The organism is Corynebacterium sp. CCUG 65737 (assembly GCF_024454115.1).
Classification (GTDB): domain Bacteria; phylum Actinomycetota; class Actinomycetes; order Mycobacteriales; family Mycobacteriaceae; genus Corynebacterium; species Corynebacterium genitalium.
This window is the reverse complement of record NZ_JAGPZB010000005.1, coordinates 82,675-102,895: the sequence shown is the minus strand read 5'-3', so window position 1 is coordinate 102,895 and position 20,221 is coordinate 82,675. Positions and strand designations below refer to the sequence as shown.

24 protein-coding genes are annotated in these 20,221 nt (G+C 61.7%); 16 read left to right on the top strand and 8 right to left on the bottom strand.

The genetic code is table 11. The features are described from left to right. The first annotated feature begins 63 nt into the window (after positions 1-63). Entirely contained in the window at positions 64-2,358 is a 2,295-nt protein-coding gene (pcrA, locus tag KBX17_RS05685) for a DNA helicase PcrA (RefSeq protein WP_255995386.1), read from the top strand. On the opposite strand, the gene KBX17_RS05680 is transcribed toward pcrA, so the two are convergent. Both KBX17_RS05680 and KBX17_RS05675 read right to left on the bottom strand, forming a co-directional pair. Then, positions 2,359-3,036: a M23 family metallopeptidase gene (locus KBX17_RS05680; protein WP_255995388.1), complete on the bottom strand. Its 678-nt coding sequence runs from the start codon at positions 3,034-3,036 to the stop codon at positions 2,359-2,361. A 314-nt stretch (positions 3,037-3,350) separates the two neighbouring features. Continuing rightward, the gene (locus tag KBX17_RS05675) at positions 3,351-4,061 is read right to left on the bottom strand and encodes a M23 family metallopeptidase (RefSeq protein ID WP_256003305.1); all 711 of its coding nucleotides are present in this window, start codon (positions 4,059-4,061) and stop codon (positions 3,351-3,353) included. A gap of 223 nt (positions 4,062-4,284) precedes the next feature. Here KBX17_RS05675 and KBX17_RS05670 point away from each other — a divergent pair, with 223 nt between their 5' ends. From KBX17_RS05670 to KBX17_RS05650, 5 genes are all read left to right on the top strand, one after another. Beyond that, positions 4,285-5,817: a DUF6350 family protein gene (locus tag KBX17_RS05670; RefSeq protein WP_256018866.1), complete on the top strand. Its 1,533-nt coding sequence runs from the start codon at positions 4,285-4,287 to the stop codon at positions 5,815-5,817. A 2-nt stretch (positions 5,818-5,819) separates the two neighbouring features. Further along, positions 5,820-6,425, top strand: a complete 606-nt coding sequence (gene purN, locus KBX17_RS05665; protein WP_305086203.1) for a phosphoribosylglycinamide formyltransferase — start codon at positions 5,820-5,822, stop codon at positions 6,423-6,425. Beyond that, a complete protein-coding gene (gene purH, locus KBX17_RS05660; RefSeq protein ID WP_256003319.1) occupies positions 6,422-7,945 on the top strand; it encodes a bifunctional phosphoribosylaminoimidazolecarboxamide formyltransferase/IMP cyclohydrolase in 1,524 nt (507 codons plus the stop codon). Before purN ends, purH begins: the two co-directional genes overlap by 4 nt. A 62-nt stretch (positions 7,946-8,007) precedes the next feature. Continuing rightward, a complete protein-coding gene (locus KBX17_RS05655; RefSeq protein ID WP_256003321.1) occupies positions 8,008-8,562 on the top strand; it encodes a hypothetical protein in 555 nt (184 codons plus the stop codon). A gap of 125 nt (positions 8,563-8,687) precedes the next feature. Beyond that, positions 8,688-9,461, top strand: a complete 774-nt coding sequence (locus KBX17_RS05650; protein WP_256003322.1) for a hypothetical protein — start codon at positions 8,688-8,690, stop codon at positions 9,459-9,461. Here the strand turns inward: KBX17_RS05650 and KBX17_RS05645 are convergent. Continuing rightward, positions 9,458-10,120, bottom strand: a complete 663-nt coding sequence (locus KBX17_RS05645; protein ID WP_005291364.1) for a TetR/AcrR family transcriptional regulator — start codon at positions 10,118-10,120, stop codon at positions 9,458-9,460. The two genes, KBX17_RS05650 and KBX17_RS05645, sit on opposite strands and share 4 nt — an antisense overlap. Before the next feature lie 114 nt (positions 10,121-10,234). Between KBX17_RS05645 and KBX17_RS05640 the strand changes: the two genes are divergently transcribed. Beyond that, positions 10,235-11,128, top strand: a complete 894-nt coding sequence (locus KBX17_RS05640) for a hypothetical protein (protein ID WP_256003329.1) — start codon at positions 10,235-10,237, stop codon at positions 11,126-11,128. A 101-nt stretch (positions 11,129-11,229) separates the two neighbouring features. Here KBX17_RS05640 and rpsR read toward each other — a convergent pair whose 3' ends face one another. Genes rpsR through rpmB form a run of 4 tightly spaced genes read right to left on the bottom strand, consistent with a single transcriptional unit; the run spans position 11,230 to position 12,205 of the window. Beyond that, on the bottom strand, positions 11,230-11,478 hold the full coding sequence (rpsR, locus tag KBX17_RS05635; RefSeq protein WP_005291360.1) for a 30S ribosomal protein S18: 249 nt from the start codon (positions 11,476-11,478) through the stop codon (positions 11,230-11,232). Positions 11,479-11,496: 18 nt separating this feature from the next. Then, positions 11,497-11,802, bottom strand: coding sequence for a 30S ribosomal protein S14 (gene rpsN, locus KBX17_RS05630; RefSeq protein ID WP_256003331.1), 306 nt, complete (start codon positions 11,800-11,802; stop codon positions 11,497-11,499). A 2-nt stretch (positions 11,803-11,804) separates the two neighbouring features. Continuing rightward, positions 11,805-11,969, bottom strand: a complete 165-nt coding sequence (gene rpmG, locus KBX17_RS05625; protein WP_005291356.1) for a 50S ribosomal protein L33 — start codon at positions 11,967-11,969, stop codon at positions 11,805-11,807. Beyond that, positions 11,969-12,205, bottom strand: coding sequence for a 50S ribosomal protein L28 (gene rpmB, locus KBX17_RS05620; RefSeq protein WP_040423806.1), 237 nt, complete (start codon positions 12,203-12,205; stop codon positions 11,969-11,971). Before rpmB ends, rpmG begins: the two co-directional genes overlap by 1 nt. A gap of 337 nt (positions 12,206-12,542) precedes the next feature. Between rpmB and KBX17_RS05615 the strand changes: the two genes are divergently transcribed. The 9 genes from KBX17_RS05615 to KBX17_RS05575 all read left to right on the top strand — a co-directional run bounded on the left by KBX17_RS05615 (position 12,543) and on the right by KBX17_RS05575 (position 19,752). Beyond that, positions 12,543-13,445 carry a CPBP family intramembrane glutamic endopeptidase gene (locus tag KBX17_RS05615; RefSeq protein ID WP_256003332.1) on the top strand — a complete coding sequence of 301 codons (903 nt, stop codon included), beginning with the start codon at positions 12,543-12,545 and terminating at the stop codon, positions 13,443-13,445. After that, positions 13,442-14,737 (top strand): DUF418 domain-containing protein, encoded by a 1,296-nt coding sequence (locus tag KBX17_RS05610; RefSeq protein ID WP_256003334.1) that lies wholly within the window; start codon positions 13,442-13,444, stop codon positions 14,735-14,737. Before KBX17_RS05615 ends, KBX17_RS05610 begins: the two co-directional genes overlap by 4 nt. Positions 14,738-14,876: 139 nt before the next feature. Continuing rightward, positions 14,877-15,149, top strand: a complete 273-nt coding sequence (locus KBX17_RS05605; protein WP_005291347.1) for a type B 50S ribosomal protein L31 — start codon at positions 14,877-14,879, stop codon at positions 15,147-15,149. 28 nt (positions 15,150-15,177) lie between these two features. Beyond that, complete coding sequence (rpmF, locus tag KBX17_RS05600) at positions 15,178-15,351, top strand: 50S ribosomal protein L32 (RefSeq protein WP_005291345.1); 174 nt, start codon at positions 15,178-15,180, stop codon at positions 15,349-15,351. Positions 15,352-15,464: 113 nt separating this feature from the next. Continuing rightward, on the top strand, positions 15,465-16,163 hold the full coding sequence (locus KBX17_RS05595; protein ID WP_005291343.1) for a response regulator transcription factor: 699 nt from the start codon (positions 15,465-15,467) through the stop codon (positions 16,161-16,163). Then, a complete protein-coding gene (locus KBX17_RS11540; protein WP_256018864.1) occupies positions 16,160-17,596 on the top strand; it encodes a HAMP domain-containing sensor histidine kinase in 1,437 nt (478 codons plus the stop codon). Before KBX17_RS05595 ends, KBX17_RS11540 begins: the two co-directional genes overlap by 4 nt. A 100-nt stretch (positions 17,597-17,696) precedes the next feature. Further along, positions 17,697-18,923, top strand: coding sequence for a trypsin-like peptidase domain-containing protein (locus KBX17_RS05585; RefSeq protein ID WP_370687586.1), 1,227 nt, complete (start codon positions 17,697-17,699; stop codon positions 18,921-18,923). A 69-nt stretch (positions 18,924-18,992) separates the two neighbouring features. After that, positions 18,993-19,559: a molybdenum cofactor biosynthesis protein B gene (locus KBX17_RS05580; protein WP_005291333.1), complete on the top strand. Its 567-nt coding sequence runs from the start codon at positions 18,993-18,995 to the stop codon at positions 19,557-19,559. A gap of 22 nt (positions 19,560-19,581) precedes the next feature. Continuing rightward, on the top strand, positions 19,582-19,752 hold the full coding sequence (locus KBX17_RS05575) for a hypothetical protein (protein ID WP_256003343.1): 171 nt from the start codon (positions 19,582-19,584) through the stop codon (positions 19,750-19,752). 20 nt (positions 19,753-19,772) lie between these two features. Here the strand turns inward: KBX17_RS05575 and mscL are convergent, their stop codons facing one another. Beyond that, complete coding sequence (mscL, locus tag KBX17_RS05570; protein WP_256018862.1) at positions 19,773-20,198, bottom strand: large-conductance mechanosensitive channel protein MscL; 426 nt, start codon at positions 20,196-20,198, stop codon at positions 19,773-19,775. Between the last annotated feature and the right edge of the window lie 23 nt (positions 20,199-20,221).

The following is a 20,221-nucleotide window of genomic DNA, read 5'->3' as shown; positions in this document are numbered from 1 at the left end:
TATTCTGCCATGACCGGCTGCGGGACAGGTGTGGTACACCCGCCTAGTACGGTTGTAGCCATCATGGGAACTGACTTGACTTTGGGGTTGAATCCGCAGCAGAAGGCCGCCGTGGAGCACACGGGCAGCCCGCTGCTCATTGTTGCTGGCGCGGGCTCTGGCAAAACGGCTGTGCTGACGCGGCGCATTGCGTATCTGCTGCAGGTGCGTGGGGTGTCACCGTGGGAGATTCTGGCGATCACCTTCACCAATAAGGCCGCCGCCGAGATGAAGGAGCGCGTGGGTGCTCTCATCGGCCCGCAGGCGGAGCGGATGTGGGTGGCCACGTTCCACTCTGTGTGCGTGCGTATTCTGCGACAGCAGGCGCAGCTGGTGCCGGGGCTGAACACGAACTTCACCATCTATGACGGTGATGATTCGCGCCGTTTGCTGGGCATGATCGCCAAAGAGATGAACCTGGACCTGAAGAAGTTTTCCGCGCGGACGCTGGCCAACGGGATCTCGAACCTGAAAAACGAGCTCATTGGCCCGGAGGAGGCAGCTGCGAACGCCCAGACGACGAAGAACCCCTTCGAGGTCACCGTGGCTGCGGTGTACACGCAGTACCAGCGTCGGCTGCGGGAGGGCAATGCGGTGGACTTCGACGATCTGATCGGCGAGGTTGTCGGGTTGTTCAAGCAGCATCCGCAGGTGGTGGAGTACTATCGTCGCCGCTTCCGTCACGTGCTTGTGGATGAGTATCAGGACACGAACCACGCACAGTACGAGCTGATCCACACCCTCGTCGGCAATGGCCCTGATGCGCCGGAGCTGGCGGTTGTTGGTGATTCGGATCAGTCGATCTACGCCTTCCGCGGCGCGACGATCCGCAACATTGAGGAGTTCGAGCGTGATTACCCCGACGCCACGACGATTCTGCTGGAGCAGAACTACCGCTCGACGCAGAACATCCTCGCCGCGGCGAATGCCGTGATCGCGCAGAATGCTGGCCGCCGCCCGAAGAAGCTGTGGACTGACACGGGCACAGGGGAGAAGATCGTCGGCTACGTTGCTGACAATGAGCACGATGAGGCTCGTTTCGTCTCCACCGAGATCGACGAGCTCGCTGATCGGGGAGTGCAGTACGGCGACATTGCCGTGATGTACCGCACCAACAACTCCTCACGCGCGTTGGAGGATATTTTCATCCGTGCCGGTGTCCCGTACAAGGTCGTCGGCGGCACGCGCTTCTACGAGCGCCGCGAGATCCGCGACATCGTTGCGTACCTGCGCATTCTGGACAACCCGGATGATTCGGTAAGCATGCGACGCATCATTAACGTGCCCAAGCGCGCCATCGGCGACAAAGCGCAGGCGATGGTCGCGCTTCACGCGGACAATCACGGGATGAGTTTCGGGCGCGCGCTTATCGACGGCGCAGCGGGAGAGATCCCCACCCTAGGCCCCCGCGCGAAGAACGCGATCGGCGGTTTTGTCGAGATGATTCAAGGGCTGCGGGACGAGATGCCGGAGCTGAGAAACGAAGTCACAGGAATGCCCGACTTGGGGGCGTTGGTGACGCGCATTCTCGACGTCACGGGGTACAAGGCGGAGCTGGAAGCCTCGAATGATCCGCAGGACGGGGCGCGCCTAGACAACCTCAACGAGTTGGTTTCTGTGGCGCGCGAGTTCTCCTCTGAAGCGGCGAACCAGATGGCCTACGGCGAGGAGTGGGACCCGGAGAGCGGAGAAGCCCAGCCGGGGTCTTTGCAGGCCTTTCTGGAGCGTGTGTCGTTGGTCGCAGACGCGGACCAGATCCCGGATGAGGGCCAGGGTGTGGTCACGCTGATGACTTTGCACACGGCGAAGGGCCTGGAGTTCCCGGTCGTCTTCGTCACCGGATGGGAGGACGGCCAGTTCCCGCACATGCGGGCAATGGGCGATCCAGCTGAGCTCGCGGAGGAGCGTCGTCTCGCCTATGTAGGTATCACGCGTGCCCGGGAGCGTCTTTACCTGACTCGGGCGCTGACGCGCTCGTCGTGGGGCAGTCCGATGAACAACCCTGCCAGCCGCTTCCTCGCGGAGGTCCCGGAAGACCTCCTCGACTGGCGCCGGGTTGAACCGGAGTACTCGTTCTCCAACGAAGCGTGGGGGAGTCCCGCGCCTTCGCGGCGTGCAATGCCGCGCCGCGAGCGCACACCTGTGAATAAGGATCTGCACCTGGCTAAGGGCGACCGCGTTAACCACGCTAAGTACGGGCTGGGCACGGTCATGAGTGTCGATGGTGTCGGAGCCAGGGAGACCGTCACCATCGACTTCGGTTCCAGCGGAACCGTGCGGCTGATGCTCATCGGCGGTGTGCCGATGGAAAAGCTCTAGCTACACCTCAATGCCGCGGTCCTTGAGCCACGGCACCGGGTCGATGGCGTTGCCGCCGCCCGGACGGACTTCGAAGTGCAGGTGCGGGCCGGTGGACTGGCCCTCATTGCCCATCTCGGCGATTTGCTCGCCTGCGGTCACGCGCTGGCCCACGCTCACGTTGAAGGAGTGGACGTGGCCGTAGACGGTGATGGTGCCGTCGTCGTGACGCACGCGGACCCACTTGCCGAAGCCTTGCGCCGGGCCGGCGTTGATCACGGTGCCGTCCATGACGGAGTAGATCGGGGTGCCGATGCCGTTGGCGATGTCGATGCCGTTGTGCATGCGGCCCCAACGCGGGCCGTAGCCTGAGGTGAAGCGGCCCGCTGCCGGAAGGACGACCTTCTGGCCGCTTGGCGCGGTGCCCTCCTGCGGGGTCACGGAGGTGGTGGGGACCTCTACGGTCGCTTCCTCCTCGTCGTACTCCGGCAGCGCGCGTGGGTCGTAGACGATGCTGTAGCCGGCCGCAGAGAACGTGGCTCCCTGGGACAGGATGTCGTCGAGGGCCATGCCGATGGACGGCAGGGCAGGGGCGAGACCGTCGACGTCTTCGCCGTCGACAGACACGTTGATGGCGTGCGCGGGGATGGCGGCCAGGGTCGTGAGGGCCACCGCTGCGGCGATCAAGCGTCGTTTCATTGCATCCTTCTTTGCTTCTTCGTCTCTACGCATGGAATGGTCCGTTGAACTCGCCACATGCTAACTGGCTCTGGAGCCCCGATCAATGCTCGGACACGGCCGTTGACGTGCAAATTCGCTCCTGTTGGGGAAGGATCCCACGGAAACGCGCTGGATACGGCAGTCAACTTCTGTGACTATTGTGAAACCTGTGAGTTTTGAGGCGGGGGTATCGGGCGGGGGTGATTTTCCGTGATTGAAACCTGTACCAGAAGCGCCACCATGCAACGAAAAACGCCCCCTTCCCGATAAGGAGGGGGCGTTCTACGGAGGTTCTAAACCGTGATGCCGCGAGCTGCGAGCCACGGCACAGGGTCGACCGGGGTGGTGCCGTCAGGGTGGACCTGAAAGTGGAGGTGGGAGCCGGTGGAGAAGCCGCGGCTACCCATGCCAGCGATCTTCTGACCAGCCTTGACGCGCTCACCGACGGCGACGTCGAGGGTCTCCATATGGCCGTAGACGGAAACGGTGCCGTCATCGTGGCGGAGGCGGATCCAGTTGCCGTAACCCTGTGCCGGGCCGGAGTCGATGACCACGGCATCAGCCACAGCGATGATCGGGGTGCCCACGGCGTTGGCGATGTCGATGCCGTTGTGCATCGCGCCCCAGCGCATACCAAAACCGGAGGTGAAAGTGCCCTCTGCCGGCTTCATGGACTTCGGTGTGCGGGCAGCCTCGTCTGCTGCCTTGCGCTCCTGTGCGAACTCAACAGCCTTCCCCAGCTGTTCAGAAAGGTTGTCCACCGGCTTGTACTCGCTGATCGCCAGGATCTGCGGTGCTTCCTGCGGGGCTGCCTCTTCGGCGGGGGCAATCCCGTCAAAAGCAGTCTGCGCATCGGCAAGGCGGTCATTATTAGCCGCGGTAGCTACCGAAGCGCCGCCAGTTGTCACTGCGCCCGTGGTCAGGGCGACAAGTGCGACACGGCCCTTGTTAGGGGTCTGCTTCCGGTGCTTGCCGTGGGTGCGGCGTGCGCTCGAAGAGTTCAACTTAAACCTCGTTAGATCGTCAATGGGTTACGGGTCGTTCCATAATCGTAACCGAGTTGTTATCTACCGGCCACAGATTAGCCAATTCCAGAACGTTAAGCAACCTTTCGGGCAACTTTAACCAAATCGGGTGGAAGATCTCATGTGTTACGCCGGAAAGTGAAGTGTCTGACAAACGTGTCTGATCACGATTCGCACGTCACCCGTGACAAGGTGGAATGCAATGAGTAAGAAGTCTAGTCCTCCGACGCGTTCGTCCCGAACGTCGCCCACGGTCGCTCGTCGTCGCCCGCGCTCAGTGAATGTATCAGATGCTGCGCGGGCGAACGCGACACCGGCAGCGCCGTCGACGATGAAGGAGCGCGTCCGCCATTACGCGCCGTACATCGGCGTGCCCAATATCGTGCTTGTGCTGGGCATTATCGCCGTCTGCCTGGCTACTATCCTGCTCGCTGGTGGTCGCGTCGCCGCGTTGCCCGCCGCGATCGCAGAGACGTGGTTCGTGCTCCACGGTGTACCTGTGATCCTCGATGGTGTGATCTTGGGCTCACTTCCGCTCTTGCCGGCAGTCTTGGTGGCTGCGTTCATTGCGTGGCGTGTCCGCGTCGCCACGCGTGAGCGGGTGAGTGTGGCCGATCTGTATGCGATCTTTGGCCTTGTGGTGCTCATTCCGTTCACCCTGTCCGCGATAGCGTGGTTCATGGTGGGGGATGCGTCGAGTGTTTTTCCCGTCAGTCCGCCTGCGATTCACAAGGCGCTCTTCATTCCGGTGTTCGTTCACCTCGTTGGGATGGCGTGCGGCATGAGTGAGCGGCTGTGGCGCGCGCTGTTCGACCGTGCCTCATTGCCGGTCGCGTTGATCGGCGCCACCCGCGCAATGGCCACGCTCGCGCTACGCCTCCTTGCGGCCGCGGCGATCGTTTACCTTGTGCTTCTCGCTGTCGGCTACGGACGCATCGCGGACCTTGTCGCCCAGTTCCCGGTTTTGGATGGGGGAGGGGTACTCGCGCTGGTGGGGCTGTGCATCCTCTATCTGCCGAACGCGGTCATCTCCACGCTGTCCGTGTTGCTCGGCGCTCCGATGCAGATCGCCGAGGGCGGTGTCTCTCTCTTCAGTGCCGCACTTGTGCCGCTTCCGCCGCTGCCGCTCTTCGGCGCGATCCCAGGCACTGTGCCCGCGTGGGCGCCACTGCTGATGATCGTGCCGGCAGCGGTGCTCATCCACTTCGTTGCTTCTCGACGTTTCCTCCCCATCGACATCGCCGCCTGCACCCTCATCGCTGCCGTTTTCGCTCTTGTTGGCGCGCTCATGGCTGGCGGCCATGTCGGTGCGTACGGCTGGATCGGGCCGTCACCTTTGTTCTTCGCCCTAGCGGCACTATGTTGGGTTGGAGGAGTGATTGGCCTGGCCTGGATCGTGGCAGCGATCAGAGGCCGCACTGTGGCAGCAGACGCCGAGGATACTGCGGATGCTGAGGACCCGGATGATGTTGACCACGCGGATGAGGCGGATGTCGTCGACGTGCCAACGGAGCCCGAGACGGAGGAGCGTGAAGACGGCCACCGCGAGGTCGAAGAACCTCAGCCCGAGTCCAAACCCGAGGCGGAAGAATCCGATGAAGGTGTCTCTGAGGGGGAGCAGCCAGCAGGCGGATCCACTGCCTACTCAGTTCTGAAACAGCGGGAAGGCGAAGCCGGGCTCGAGGCCGATGAGGCTGGCCCGTTGAGTGAAACGCAGCGCCCCGTCACGGACTAGACTTGGCCGTTGTGTCAGACTCTTCAGGCTCTCCAGAGATTTCCGTTGCCGTGTTGGTGTCGGGGTCGGGGACGCTATTGCAGGCCATCCTTGATCACCAAGGTCGCTACAGCGTAGACCTCGTCGTCGCCGACGTTGAGTGCCCTGCATTGGACCGGGCGCGCGCTGCTGGGATCCGCGCCGAGGTTGTCGCAGTGGATGGTGACCGCAACGAGTGGAATGTCCGTCTCGCGGAGACGGTGGCGAGTACAGACCCCGATGTGGTCGTCTCCGCCGGATTCATGAAGATCCTCGGGCAGGGTTTCTTGGATCGGTTCGAAGGCTCGCTCATCAACACCCACCCAGCACTTCTGCCGGCGTTCCCCGGAGCGCACGCCGTCCGGGACGCTCTGGCGTACGGCGTGAAAGTCACCGGAACGACGGTGCACTACATCGATTCGGGGGTAGACACGGGCGAAATCATTGCCCAGCGTGCGCTGAATGTGCGCGAGCGTGAAACTGAAGAAGAGTTGCACGAACGGATTAAGGTGATGGAGCGCGAGTTGATCGTCGATACGCTCCATCGCGCCACCCCCACGACGACCGGAAAGGTTGAGTTCTCCGCATGACCCGCACACCTATCAAACGTGCCCTGATCAGTGTTTTCGATAAGACGGGCCTGGATGAGCTCGCGACTGCTCTCGCCGAGGCTGGTGTGGAGATCGTCTCCACTGGTTCGACTGCGCAGCACATCAAGGACGCTGGCGCGAACGTGATTGAGGTCGCGGAGCTGACCGGCTTCCCGGAGGTGCTCGAGGGCCGTGTGAAGACGCTGCACCCGCGCGTTCACGCCGGTATTCTGGCTGACCTGCGCAAGGAAGAGCACGTCAAGCAGATCCAGGAGCTCGGTGTGGAGCCGTTCGATCTCGTCGTGGTGAATCTTTACCCGTTTAGTGAGACAGCTGATTCCGGTGCTAGCTTCGACGAGGTCGTCGAGATGATCGACATTGGTGGCCCCTCGATGGTGCGCGCGGCCGCAAAGAACCACCCGTCCGTTGCAGTCGTGGTGGACCCGTCGCGGTACAGCGAAGTCATTGACGCTGTGCGTGGCGGTGGCTTCGACGCAGCGCAGCGCCGCCAGCTCGCGGCAGACGCGTTCACGCACACGGCGATCTACGACTCTGAAGTATCCGCCTGGTTCGTCGAGCAACTCGACGAAGGGAGCACGCGGACGACTCTCCGGTACGGCGAAAACCCGCACCAGTCCGCGACCCTCATCTCGGACGGCACCGGCCTGGCGGGTGCCACCCAGCACGGCGGCAAGGAGATGAGCTACAACAACTACCAAGACGCTGACGCTGCCTGGCGCGCGTGCTGGGACCACGAGCGTCCATGCGTGGCCGTGATCAAGCACGCGAACCCGTGCGGCATCGCAGTCTCGGACACTATCGCCGAGGCGCACTCCAAGGCCCACGCCTGCGACCCGGTCAGCGCCTACGGCGGTGTGATCGCCGCCAACCGCGAAGTCACCGTGGAGATGGCTGAGCAAGTCGCCCCGATCTTCACCGAAGTCATCATTGCGCCGGGGTACGCCCCGGAAGCCCTGGAGCTGCTGCAAACCAAGAAGAACCTGCGCATCCTCACCGCCGAGCAGCTAGAGCGTGACGGAATGGACATCGTGCAGATCTCCGGTGGCACGCTGCTGCAGGATCGCGATATCTACCAAGCCGACGGTGACAAGCCGGAGAACTGGGAGCTCGCCGCCGGTGAGCCGGCTGACGAGCAAACCCTTAAGGACCTCGAGTTCGCATGGAATTCCGTGCGATGCGTGAAGTCCAACGCCATCCTCATTGCCCGTGATGGAGCCGCGGTGGGTGTCGGCATGGGGCAAGTCAACCGCCTCGACTCGGCCCGTCTGGCAGTCGAGCGCGCGAACACCCTTGACGAGGGACGTAACCGTTCCAACGGAGCCGTTGCCGCGTCCGATGCCTTCTTCCCCTTCGCCGACGGCTTCCAAATCTTGGCGGACGCAGGGGTGAAGGCAGTGGTGCAGCCGGGCGGTTCCATCCGCGACGATGAGGTTGTGGCAGCGGCCAAGGAAGCTGGCGTGACCATGTACTTCACGGGCACCCGCCACTTCTCGCACTAACCGCCGGTCAAGCCACGCGCCCTTGTAGTGCTTTCCCTGGAAACAGTGCAATAATCAACAGTGTGAGCAACGAATACTGGGGCGCACCCCACAACCAGTACCAGCCTGGTATGTATCCCCCGCAGTACCCGCCGGTGACGCAACAGAAATCATCCAACGCAGGGATGATCATCATGAGCGTCATCGCCGGGCTGTTAGCCATCGCCCTGACGGGATTCCTGGTCTATTACTTCACGACGAATTCGGACGCGAACCGCGCGGCCAACGAGCCCGCCTTGACCAGCGTGCAGCAGCCGAGTGAGGGCGATCGCCCCACCGTTACCCAGACGGTGAACGCGCCCTCGCCGAACGAGCAGCAGCAACCGAAGCCTGCGAACAAGCCCACGAAGAACTACACGGATTATTGGGTCAACGACTCTGATGTGACCACTCCGCGGTTCGCGGCAAACGTGTTCTCCGCCTTTGTGGCTAAGTACAACTCCACCGGTAGCCCGAACGTCACTCTGTACGGTGTGTACAGCCCCGTCACCGGTAAGAACTACGACATGACCTGCCGTGACCAAGGGGCGCACGTGGCATGCACCGGCGGGAACAACGCGGCTGTCTACATTTCTTAGATCCTGTGCGACGATTTCCCGCGTTCTCATGCGCGACCGTGTGTGCGTTGTTGTTGTCTGCATGCACGGTCGGTTCCAGCAGTCCGGCAGGCGGCGGTGACAGGGGTGTCCTGCCAGAACCATCCATGGGAGCCCCCGCTGACAATGATCCGGTGCACGTGCCCCCGCCGCAGGAGCAGGTCATTCCTCCGGCGCCAGTAGGTGATGCCCAGACCGTGCTGAACGATGCTGTTGCCAATGTGCTCGACGGCTTTGGCGGCCGCGCCGAAGTCGCGGTGTCCGGCCGCGGAGGTGAGTTCTCCGCCGGGGACACGACAGGCTTTGCGGCATGGTCCACAATCAAGGTGCCCATTGCTATCGCCGCGTTGAAGGAGCACCCAGAAATGGCGGGGCAGGCTTCGACGGCCATCATGGTCTCCGACAACGACGCCGCGATGGCGTTGTGGAACAGCGTGTCGCCGGAAGCTGTGGAAGCGGTGCTAGCGGAAGGCGGTACGCCGGTTCCGGTCCAGCGGGAGCGGATCCGGCCGGAGTTCTCGCCCTTCGGCCAAACTGTCTGGTCTGTGGCTGAGCAAGCCCGCTTCGCCTCCAACTTGCAGTGCGTGACCGGCTCTGAACCAGTACTCAGTCTCATGGGCGGGATCACGGCCGACCAGTCCTACGGGTTAGGTACTCTCCCGGGGGCGAGGTTCAAGGGCGGGTGGGGGCCGTCGTCCAGCAATGGTGCGTACGAGGTCCGTCAATTCGGACTTGTGCACGACAGTGTGGGGCGGAATGTCGCCGTAGCTATCGCTGTGACCGCGGGCGACGGCAGTTACGAAAGCGGACAGGCGATGGCGACTCAACTGGCAGCGCAGATCGCTGGTTCGCTCGAGAGTGCTCCCGCGGCGAACTGTTAGCTGTTTTCCAGCAGTTCGATGGTGCGCTCGCCGCGGTCCGGCGGAAGCTCCGCATGCAAGACGTCGAGCACCGCGTCCGCGAGCATGACCGATGGCGACGGCAGCGCATCCGTGACGAGAGGGTAGGGCGCCTTTCCCGTGTTGTCGCGCATTTCGACGGCTGCGAGCGACATGTGGAATGGCATCTCCACCAGCGGATCGTCGTCTCCGACAATCTCAGCCGCAAAGGAGCGGAAGTAATCCTCCAGCTCAGCGCGTTCCTTGTGATACTCCACAAACTCCTCGGAGGTGGCCACTGGCAGCTGGTACAACCGGCCGATATTCCACTTTGAGGACAGCAGTAAGCGAGTTTGAGCAGCAACGAGCGCCCACAGCTTCTGGTTCGCAGACGCATCCGAATCTCGCAGCACCGCGCCAAGAGCGAGCGACGGTTCGATCGTGGACTTCAGCAGGGTCAAGAAAATATCGGCCTTGGAAGGGAAGTGGTAGTACAGCGATGCCTGACGCACGCCCACGGCATCGGCGATTTCGTGTGTGGAGGTTGTGGCGAAACCCTGTTTGGTGAACAGCTCCGCAGACGCGTCGAGGATTTCCTCGCGTGCCGTGCGTCCTGAGCGTCGCGGCGACGACTTCCGTGGCCGTCCGACACTTCCTGCCATTTCTTCCTCCTGGCGACACTGTAAACCTGTCAAGCAAAAGATACCCGATCTTCCGTGCGGCAGCCTAAACCCTTGCCCTGCTTTCCCTGGAAAGCAGGGCTATGATCTGTAGCCATGATGCGCCACCTCGCCGCTTTCCTCGCTGCAGCCGGGATCGCGATGCCCACTATTGCAGTCCCGAACATCGCTGAAATGCCCGTTATCGGCCCTGCCGCAGTGGAAGCGTTCAACCAGATCCCCGGTAACGTCAAGCGTGATCTCGGGTGGCCAACCCCAATGTCCAGCCAAGCTCTGGGATTGAACTCAGCCGCCCCGCAGCAACGCCCTCAACCGGTGAACATCCAGCCGCAGCTGCAGGGAATTGTCAACCGCGTCAACGCGCGCCACGGAGGGCAGGCCACCATCTCTGTGTTCAGTCCTGGCGCCAGCGCGACGGCAGGGGATAACCGGCCGCAGCCGGCTTTTTCAACAATGAAGGTGCCGGTCTCCATCGCAGCGCTCAAACAGGACGGTCCTCGCTGGTACCGCGATGCAGAATTGGCCGTGACAGTATCTGACAACCCAGCCATGCACCGCATGGCCAATGCCATCCCCACCCACCAGGTGCAGACAGTGCTGGGCGAAGGGCGCACCCACACTGCTACTTCCCCGGCGCACAAGATGTCCACACTGTGGACCACGAGCGAGCAGGCGCGCTTCGCGGCGAACCTTCCGTGCGTGAATGGCTCGGGCCCGGTTGTGGGCATGATGGCACGAATCACGCCCGATCAGCGTTGGGGACTGGGGCGGATGCCCGGAGCGCGCTTCAAAGGCGGGTGGAACCACCAGGGTGGGGGATACCTAGCCCGCCAGTTCGGTCTCGTGCGCGGGCCACGCGGCGACGTGGCCATCGCCATTACGGCGTATGCACCCCACGGCGGCTACGGCAAAGCAACGCAAATGCTCAACGACATTGCTGCTGAGCTGAACGGTCAGCTCGGATCCCTGCCTGTCGCCCGCTGCGGCTAGCCCGCGCAAGGCGGCGACAAACCGGCCGCGAAATAGAAGAAGCGCTCGTCTCCCTACATAGGGGAGCGGGCGCTTTTCTTACGCTGCTGTCAACCAGTGATTTAGCGGCTGGTGAACGGCAGCAGAGCCATCTCGCGGGCGTTCTTCACGGCGGTGGCCACCTGGCGCTGCTGCTGCGGCGTCAGACCGGTCACGCGGCGGGAACGGATCTTGTGGCGGTCGGAGATGAACAGACGCAGGGTCTCGATGTCCTTGTAGTCGACTGCCTCAATGCCCTTGGCCTTGAGCGGGTTCTTCTTCGGGCGGCGGGACTGCTCCATCCGCGCCTTACGGTTGTTGTTGCGCTTCATTATTGGTGCACTCCTTGCTTACCAGGACGACTTGCGGACACCCGGCAGCTCACCGCGGTGAGCCATCTCGCGCACGCGGACGCGGGAGAGGCCGAACTTGCGGAGGTAGCCTCGGGGGCGACCATCGTGGGAGTCGCGGTTACGAACGCGAGCCGGGGAGGCGTCGCGCGGCTGACGGTTGAGCTCGAACTGAGCCTCGAGACGATCCTCGTCGGACGTCTCCGGGTTGCGGATGATCGCCTTGAGCTCCTGGCGGCGCTGCGCGTAACGCTCGACGATCTCCTTGCGCTTTTCGTTCTTAGCGATCTTGGACTTCTTAGCCATTTCTATCGCTCCTCGCGGAATTCAACGTGCTTGCGCGCGACCGGGTCGTACTTCTTCAAAGAGATGCGGTCCGGGTTGTTGCGCTTGTTCTTACGGGTGACGTAGGTGTAGCCGGTGCCCGCGGTGCTCTTGAGCTTGATGATCGGGCGGATGTCGTTCTTAGGCATTAGACCTTCTCCCCTCGGGCGCGGATCTGAGCGACGACGGACTCAATGCCGTCACGGTCGATGATCTTCAGACCCTTGGTGGAAACGTTCAGCGTGATGGTACGGCCCTCAGAGGGCAGGTAGAAACGCCGCTTCTGCACGTTGGGGTTCCAACGACGCGAGTGGCGGCGGTGCGAGTGAGACACGGTTTTGCCGAATGACGGCTGCTTTCCCGTGACCTGGCAATGTGCCGACATGGTTACTTCTTTCTCCTAGCCGCTTGAAAACTCGGAGACGTGTAATAGCTGACACCACACTCGAAACTAGAAATCGGCCTGGTAGTGAGGATGGCCGGGTGGGCTCGAGGGCGTCAAAAGTCACCGGTTGACTAAGCGTAAACGTGTACTTCGACAACAGCGAGAGTCAACAATACACCCACAGCCGGCGAACTCCTAATCGCTTGAACGGCATCTGCGGCAGCGTCCATGACAGCTTCCATGGTGGGGCAGTGGCCGCAAAATCGGGGACAACCCTGAGGGGAAATCGGTGCGATCCCCGTGGCGTGAGAATCGGTGTTCTTGGTGGGATGAAACCATGAATACTTCCCGCGCTGCGTCGCCTCCTGATGACTTCATTTCTCTAACCGCCCCTTCAGATCCAGCCACCCCGCCTCGGCTGCCGCTGACGTGGTGGGGTATCACGGTGCGCGGCGTGGTCGCGGTGGTGATCGTCCTTGGTGCTACCTTCATCCCTCTCGGGCTGATGCTGGTGACGGGCGTCTCAGATCAGCCTGTGGTCGCTGGCCTGCAGCGGTTCGGGTTGAGCGCGATCAACTGCGTGCTGGCGTTTCTGGCTGTCTGGGCGTGGATGCGTTATGCGGAACGACGGCCTTTTGCTGCCACTGGTTTTGGCGGCACCAAGGTGGTCACGGGGTTGGTCGCAGGAACCGTCGCGGCAGGCGCACTTGTGCTTCTGGCCCATTTGATCGGCATTGCGTTAGGGATGGCCACCGGTGAGATGCCCGAGGAGTTTCCATCGGAGTCGGCCGCAGTCATCATCGGCGCTGTGTTTGAGCTCGCCGGCTTCGCATTTTTGCTGCAGGGCATCCCAGAAGAGTTAGTGTTCCGCGGTTGGCTACTTCGGTCCACGCCAGGCCGCCCGTGGCTAGGGTTCTGGTGGTCGACCGGCGTGTTCACGGTCATGCACTTGTTGTCGCAGGCGGGACAGGAAGGGATCGTTGATCACCTGCTTTATCTGGTCACCTCCTTCGGTATCGCCGTCTTTGCGGCGGCATGCCCGATGCGCTGGGGTAATGGATGGATAGCGGCGGGTATTCACAGCGGCTTTCACGTGGGAACCCTCATAGCTACCTACACCCTTCCGCCGATCGAGTTGCGGGTGATGTGGGTGCTTCCAGGCGTTCTTTTCACTATCGCGGCTGGTGCGCTCCTTCGCGGCCCCACGCGCAGGGCAGCGGTGCTATTGTCGCGCGCATGAACCCGCAACCCCAGGGGCATGCTTATCGACGCATCGTTGCCCTCGACGTCGCCCGCGGCCTGGCGATCCTGGGGACGCTGCTGACAAACATTTGGTTGTTCGCCGGATCGACCGAGGATTTTCTCACCGGCTATTTCCCGGACAAGTCCATCGCTGCACAAGCAATGGATTTTGTACGTGGAACGAGCGGGGCCGACGTCCGATTCGACACCTGGCTGATTGATTCTCTCCTGTATCTGGTCACCGACGGCAAATTCCTAGGTCTATTGACCATCATGTTCGGCATCGGCGTGGAGATCCAACGGCAGAGCCGGTTGCGCCGCGGCATGCCCTGGCCAGGCGGCTACATGTGGCGTGCCGGCGTTCTCGTGCTTGAGGGATTGCTGAACTACATCTTCATCTTCGAGTTCGACGTGCTCATGGGCTACGGTCTGACCGCTCTTGCTGTCGCGCCGATTCTTGCGCGCAGTGAGAAGGTGCAGAAGGGGTGGATGATTGCCGGGCTGTGCGTGCACGCGCTCGTTGTATCTGCATTCACCATGGTTGCCATCGGGTTGAACGTCATGCTGAAGGAGAAGGGCCCGGAGGCGTTGGGCCTTGATGAAATCATGGGGGATTACTCCACCGAGAGCTACTGGGGCATGGTCGAATTCCGCGCGCGTGACCTCCTCGGCGGCCGATGGGAGGTGCCCATCATGTTCTTCATGGGCATCGGCGTGTTCATCATTGCTGCACGCCTGTACCGTGCCGGACTCTTCCAACCTGACGGCCACCGGCTGCGCGGGAAGGTCATGGCAATCGGCTTCGGTATCGGTCTCCCGCTGGATTGGATTGTGAGAATTTTCCTCACCATCAGTGGTTTTCCGGTCGCCCGGTACGTCACCTCAACGATGGTGGCTTTCGGGGTTTTGGCGCTCGTCGCTGGTTTCTACGTGAGGAAAGACAACGTGCTCGGCAGCGTGGGCAAGCCCTTCGCGGCCGTCGGGCGCATGGCGCTGACGTGCTACATCCTGCAGAACGTCATTGCATCCGTCATCTTTTATGACTTCGGCTTCGGGGTTGCGCGGCGCATTCAAGGCCCACTTTTCACTTACTGGGTTCTGCTCATCTTCGCGGCTATCGCGGTAGCACTAGTTCTCTTGAGCGTCGTTTGGCTGAATAACTTCAAGCTGGGGCCGGTGGAGATGGTCATGAAACGGATCTATGAGCCGCTGGCGAAGCGGCGGGATCAACGAATTTTGCGCAAGCGGGGCGTAGCGGTGACCACGGGCCCGGAACCGGCAGGGGCGTGATTTTCCTTTTCAACGTGCTGCCGGTAACATCCCTGCAGTCCATTTCGCACCCAACTCAGGCACGATCCGTTTCTGGCGCAGATAGCAGCGCAGAGAAGTGGAACCGACCTGAAGTATCAATCCTGAGGGAAACGAAGAGATGAAAAACGATATCCACCCTGATTACCACCCGGTGATCTTCCAGGACGCAGGTACTGGCCACCAGTTCCTGACACGTTCCACTGCCACCTCCGGCCGTACCGCCCAGTGGGAGGACGGCAACGAGTACCCGCTCATCGTCGTCGATGTCACCAGCGAGTCCCACCCGTTCTGGACGGGCGCGCAGCGTGTCATGGACACCGCTGGCCGCGTTGAGAAGTTCAACCGCCGTTTCGGCGGTATGGCTCGCCGCAAGAAGAAGTCCGACAACTAGTAACGGCCCTTAAGGAGGAGAAGACACCATGGCAACCCCGAAGTTCCGTAAGTCACGTTCGAACACGCACCACCGCCGCTCCCAGTGGAAGGCCGACAACGCCGCTCTGGTTGAGACCAAGATCGACGGCCAGACTGTGCGTATCCCGCGCCGCCTGGTCAAGGCTGCACAGCAAGGCCTGATCGACGTCGAGCAATTTTAATTCTGCCAATCCCATGTGAAAACCACCACGAAAGTGGTGGTTTTTTCTGTCTAAAAACAGTTAAAGGCCCCTCAATGTCATGAGTTTTAGCTAGGTATGGTCATAATAGTGATATGAAGATCTTGGTGGTCGACGACGAGCAGGCGGTCCGGGAGTCTTTGCGGCGCTCCCTGCAATTCAACGGATACGACGTTGCACTGGCAAAAGACGGTCAGGAGGCGCTTGCGAGCATTGAGCAAGAGCAACCGGACCTGACAGTTCTCGATGTGATGATGCCGCAGCTCGACGGTCTGGGAGTATGCCGTGAATTGCGCTCGTCTGGTTATGACCGGCCGATCCTCATGCTCACTGCCCGCGATGGCGTCTCCGACCGTGTGGCTGGTCTGGACGCGGGGGCGGATGACTACCTGCCCAAGCCATTCGCGCTGGAGGAGCTGCTGGCGCGTGTACGCTCCCTGCTGCGTCGCGCTCGCGCCGATGCCATTCAGCAGGATGCTGAAGGTGGCTCGGAGCTCAGCTTTGAAGATCTCCACCTCGACATTTCTTCTCGCGATGTCCGTCGCGGTGACCGCCACATTTCGCTCACCCGCACGGAGTTCTCCCTGCTTCACCTGCTGTTGCGGAACCCCCGCAAAGTGCTCACCCGGCAGAAGATTCTCGAAGAAGTGTGGGGCCACGAGTTCCCCTCGTCCGGCAACGCCCTTGAGGTCTACATTGGATATCTGCGCCGCAAGACCGAGGCAGACGGGGAGCCCCGTCTCATCCACACCGTGCGCGGTGTCGGGTACGTGATGCGGGAGTCTGCGCCGTGATCCTCCGGCGTGTAGCCGGCGAAACCCAAGACATTCAGGGGGTTAGGTCGCGGGAACTCGAGCTGTCGCGCCCGTCGTCGCTACGCAGCAGGATTGCAACGCTTGCGGCGGTCCTTGTGACCCTCTCTGTCGGTGCAACAGCCCTGCTGTCCTACGTTGCCGTCTCAGGGGCCATGGAGGACGGCGAAGTTCTCGAGCTGGAAGCCCGTACTGTGGCGCTGATGCGCCAAACGCAATACGTGCTTGATACCTCGGGCACGGATGTCGAGATGCTCGGTATGCTGGTTGACCAGTTTCGCACTGACAATCCGGGTTACCGGGTAGCGGTGTCACCTGGTGAGAATCAACCGTTTGTCGGTGATCCCGTTCCCGTAGACAGGTTCGCGCGGAAGGGGCAGGGCCCCGATTGGACGCAGGAAACCTTCAGCAACGAGTGGGTTTCGGTACTCCGCGACGGCGACGGCGTGACTGTTGCGCTTGCCCGCGACACGGGCGGAGTGCTCGCCCAGGACAACCGGTTGCGGGCCACACTCATGGGCATTGTCGGTCTAGGAACGTTGCTGGCCGCACTCAGTGGCTCGCTGATTGCCCGCAGTACGTTGCGTCCGTTGGAGCGTCTCCGGCGTTCTGTCGATCGTGTCCGAGATAGCAACGAGCTTGAGCCTATTGAGGTCGAAGGCGACGACGAGTACAGCCGTCTCGCTGAATCTCTCAACGACATGATGGCCTCGCTCAATGACTCGCGCGTTCGCCAATCGCAGCTCGTTGCCGACGCTGGCCATGAGCTGCGTACCCCGCTGACATCAATGCGCACCAACATCGAGCTGCTGACGATGCTTCACCGCTCCGGCCCGAACACCATGATGGCCGAGCAGGAGCTCAACGATCTTGAAGATGATGTCACCGCCCAGATGGAGGAGATGTCGACGCTGATCGGGGACTTGGTGGATCTCGCACGCGAGGATGTTCCGCAGAAGGAGTTCGAGCCGGTGCGTCTGGACGGTGTCCTCGCTGATGCGATTGAACGTGTGAAGCGCCGCCGCCCGGATGTGGAGTTCCGTTTCCGCGCGGACCCGTGGGTGATGGACGCTGATTCGAACGCCCTATCCCGCGCCCCCGTCAATCTCTTGGATAACGCGGCGAAGTGGTCGCCGCCGGGTGGGGTGGTCCGTGTGTCCCTACGTGCAGCGAAGCGCAGCGCCGTGCTCATCATCGACGACTCTGGCCCCGGAATCCCGGTGGAGGAGAGGACCAAGGTTTTCGACCGTTTCTACCGCGCGCCAGAGTCCCGCGCTATGCCGGGATCGGGCCTTGGTCTGGCGATCACGCAGCAGGTTCTGCATCGTCATGGGGCCACCATCGCCGTCGAAGAATCCGACGACGGAGGCACGCGTATCCGCGTCGTCTTTCCCGGCCGCCCGGTGTCGGAGTAAAGCGACCCCGGCACCACACAGTGAGCGAGTAGGAAGTACTACGATGAGCTGAGATTCATCGCGATGTTAGTGACAGCTAGCGGGAGGACAATACCCGATCATGACGTACACGAATGACCCGAACGGTGCTTTTGCCCCTCAGCCGGCCCGGCAACCCATGCTGCAGCCGGAAGCGCAGCCTTTTTCTTCTCAGCCCGTGACTGTGAACACGCGGCAGAAGAAAGGCTTGGGCGCCGGTGGGGCAATCGCTCTGTCACTGGTGACAGCGCTCATCGCGGGTTCGGCCGCCGGCTATGCTGTGAGCCACTTCGCCGGTAACGGATCTGGCTCCGGGCAGAGTCTTGGCATGGGGGCCAGCGACGAAGACAATGCGCTCGAAGCACCTGTGGACAACGACAGGCCGCCAGCGCCGGATGGTTCGGTGGAAAAGGTCGCCGAGTCTGTGCTTCCCGCCGTGGTGTCCATTTCTGTCGTAGCCCGCTCCGGCGCAGCTGAGGGATCCGGTTCGATCATCTCCTCCGACGGGAAGGTGCTAACGAACCACCACGTGGTTGCGGAAGCAGCCAATGGGGATACAAAGATGCAAGTGACGCTTAACGACGGTTCCAAGCATCCCGCCTCATTCATCGCCTCGGATGTCAATACCGATATCGCTGTGATTCAGATTGAGGGGGTATCTGACCTCCCGGTCGTCCAGTTCGGCAACTCCGACAACTTGGCGGTGGGGCAACCCGTTGTAGCGATCGGTTCGCCGCTGGGGTTGTCCGCAACTGTCACCACTGGCATTGTTTCGGCACTGAATCGACCAGTCCGTGCAGCTCAGGGTGGCGGCGAGAGCTCACTGATGGACGGTATCCAGACGGATGCTGCGATTAACCCGGGCAACTCAGGCGGTCCGCTGGTGGACATGAACGGCCATCTTGTCGGCATGAACTCCGTGATCGCGTCCTTGTCGCAGGGTGCGTCCGGTGAGTCGGGGTCGATCGGTCTCGGGTTCGCCATCCCGTCGAACTTCGCTCGCCGTGTAGCGGACCAGCTGATCAACGAAGGCGAAGCGCGTCAGCCGATGATGGGTGTCCAAGTGGACATCCGCCACAATGCCGACGGCGCGTTGATCGACTCTGTGCAGCCAGGCAGCCCTGCTGACGAGGCTGGATTGAAGCCTGGCGATGTGATTATCCGCGTCAATGACCGGCCGATCGATTCTTCTGATGCCCTGGTGGCAGCTACCCGTTCCTACGACTTCGGTGAGACGGTGACCTTGGAGGTCAAATCTGCTGGATCGGATGAGACCAGAACGGTAGATGTGACTCTGAGTTCGGAGTAGATTTCTAGATGCGAAACTTTTCGGAGTAGCACACCACCTGCCACGAACTGAAGACGAGGAGTAACGGTCATGTCGGACACTCTTGACGCGCTGGACATCCACGAGCCGGACGAGGCTTTTCTGATGGCAACGGAAGCCGAGGTGGAAGTCCCCAGTCAGCCGTGTGCACTCGCAGTCCTGGTGAGCGATCACAAGCAGGGTGGGGCGATCGACGAGGGGACTGACCGTCTCGTCTTCGAACTTCTCCAGGAGATCGGCTTCAAGGTGGACGGCGTCGTGTACGTGAAGTCTAAGAAGTCCGAGATCCGCAAGGTCATCGAGACGGCTGTCGTAGGCGGTGTGGACCTCGTGGTCACGGTCGGCGGCACCGGTGTTGGCCCCCGCGACAAGGCCCCGGAGGCGACCCGCGGTGTCATCGACCAGCTCGTGCCCGGTGTTGCCCAGGCGGTGCGTGCTTCCGGTCAGGCCTGCGGCGCGGTCGACGCATGCACGTCCCGCGGCATCTGCGGCGTGTCCGGGTCCACGGTAGTGGTCAACCTGGCCCCCTCGCGCGCGGCGATTAGGGACGGCATTTCTACGATCTCTCCTCTGGTTGCGCACCTCATCAGCGAGCTGCGCAAGTACAGCGTCCAGTAGTTCCCGCGGTCTTTTCAGGGCAATGGCTTCACGGAAACCCCGCCGCCGCGCTTCTCGTCGGGCTGAGGCCGACTATGACAGGCACGCCGACACCCCGATTACTGAGGAAAAAGGAGACGGCGAGCGCTACGTCAATTTCGATGAAGAACCACCGATTCTTGACGAGCGCCCGCCGCATTACGGAGGGGACTAGGCTTCTAGCTTCTCTGGACCTTAAGCGCGCGGCGTATCGGTCGGTGCAGTGCCGTTCTTGCCGGCGAGCAGGTCGCGGATTTCAGAGAGCAGCTCCTGCTCGGTCGGGTCCTCGGCGTCCGGGTCAATGCCCTTGCGACGCTTCTGTGCGTCGTCGAGCTTGTTCATCGGCGCGACGATGAAGAAGTAAACCACAGCAGCGATCAGTAGGAAGTTGATAAACGCGGTGAGTAGGGCACCGAAGTCCACGAATGTGCCCTCGTTGCCCGGGAAGACGTGGAAACCGAGGCCGGAGAAGTTTGCGCCGCCGACAGCGTTGATCAAAGGTTTGATGATGTTTTCAGAGAACGCGGTAACAATAGCAGTGAATGCGGAACCGATGACGACACCGACAGCCAGATCGATGACGTTGCCGCGCATGATGAAATCTTTGAATCCTTGAAGCATGGTGAGACAAGTTAACACAACAA

Bases quoted from the DNA above. Each gene is read 5' to 3' on its own strand.
- KBX17_RS05610 (WP_256003334.1), top strand. From the start codon at position 13,442: ATGAACCCGCAACCCCAGGGGCATGCTTATCGACGCATCGTTGCCCTC.
- rpmF (WP_005291345.1), top strand. From the start codon at position 15,178: ATGGCAACCCCGAAGTTCCGTAAGTCACGTTCGAACACGCACCACCGC.
- pcrA (WP_255995386.1), top strand. From the start codon at position 64: ATGGGAACTGACTTGACTTTGGGGTTGAATCCGCAGCAGAAGGCCGCC.
- KBX17_RS05580 (WP_005291333.1), top strand. From the start codon at position 18,993: ATGTCGGACACTCTTGACGCGCTGGACATCCACGAGCCGGACGAGGCT.
- mscL (WP_256018862.1), bottom strand. From the start codon at position 20,198: ATGCTTCAAGGATTCAAAGATTTCATCATGCGCGGCAACGTCATCGAT.
- KBX17_RS05595 (WP_005291343.1), top strand. From the start codon at position 15,465: ATGAAGATCTTGGTGGTCGACGACGAGCAGGCGGTCCGGGAGTCTTTG.
- rpmB (WP_040423806.1), bottom strand. From the start codon at position 12,205: ATGTCGGCACATTGCCAGGTCACGGGAAAGCAGCCGTCATTCGGCAAA.
- KBX17_RS05650 (WP_256003322.1), top strand. From the start codon at position 8,688: ATGGGAGCCCCCGCTGACAATGATCCGGTGCACGTGCCCCCGCCGCAG.
- purH (WP_256003319.1), top strand. From the start codon at position 6,422: ATGACCCGCACACCTATCAAACGTGCCCTGATCAGTGTTTTCGATAAG.
- KBX17_RS05645 (WP_005291364.1), bottom strand. From the start codon at position 10,120: ATGGCAGGAAGTGTCGGACGGCCACGGAAGTCGTCGCCGCGACGCTCA.
- KBX17_RS05680 (WP_255995388.1), bottom strand. From the start codon at position 3,036: ATGAAACGACGCTTGATCGCCGCAGCGGTGGCCCTCACGACCCTGGCC.
- KBX17_RS05605 (WP_005291347.1), top strand. From the start codon at position 14,877: ATGAAAAACGATATCCACCCTGATTACCACCCGGTGATCTTCCAGGAC.
- rpmG (WP_005291356.1), bottom strand. From the start codon at position 11,969: ATGCCTAAGAACGACATCCGCCCGATCATCAAGCTCAAGAGCACCGCG.
- KBX17_RS05615 (WP_256003332.1), top strand. From the start codon at position 12,543: ATGAATACTTCCCGCGCTGCGTCGCCTCCTGATGACTTCATTTCTCTA.
- KBX17_RS05585 (WP_370687586.1), top strand. From the start codon at position 17,697: ATGACGTACACGAATGACCCGAACGGTGCTTTTGCCCCTCAGCCGGCC.
- rpsR (WP_005291360.1), bottom strand. From the start codon at position 11,478: ATGAAGCGCAACAACAACCGTAAGGCGCGGATGGAGCAGTCCCGCCGC.
- KBX17_RS05640 (WP_256003329.1), top strand. From the start codon at position 10,235: ATGATGCGCCACCTCGCCGCTTTCCTCGCTGCAGCCGGGATCGCGATG.
- KBX17_RS05670 (WP_256018866.1), top strand. From the start codon at position 4,285: ATGAGTAAGAAGTCTAGTCCTCCGACGCGTTCGTCCCGAACGTCGCCC.
- rpsN (WP_256003331.1), bottom strand. From the start codon at position 11,802: ATGGCTAAGAAGTCCAAGATCGCTAAGAACGAAAAGCGCAAGGAGATC.
- KBX17_RS05575 (WP_256003343.1), top strand. From the start codon at position 19,582: ATGGCTTCACGGAAACCCCGCCGCCGCGCTTCTCGTCGGGCTGAGGCC.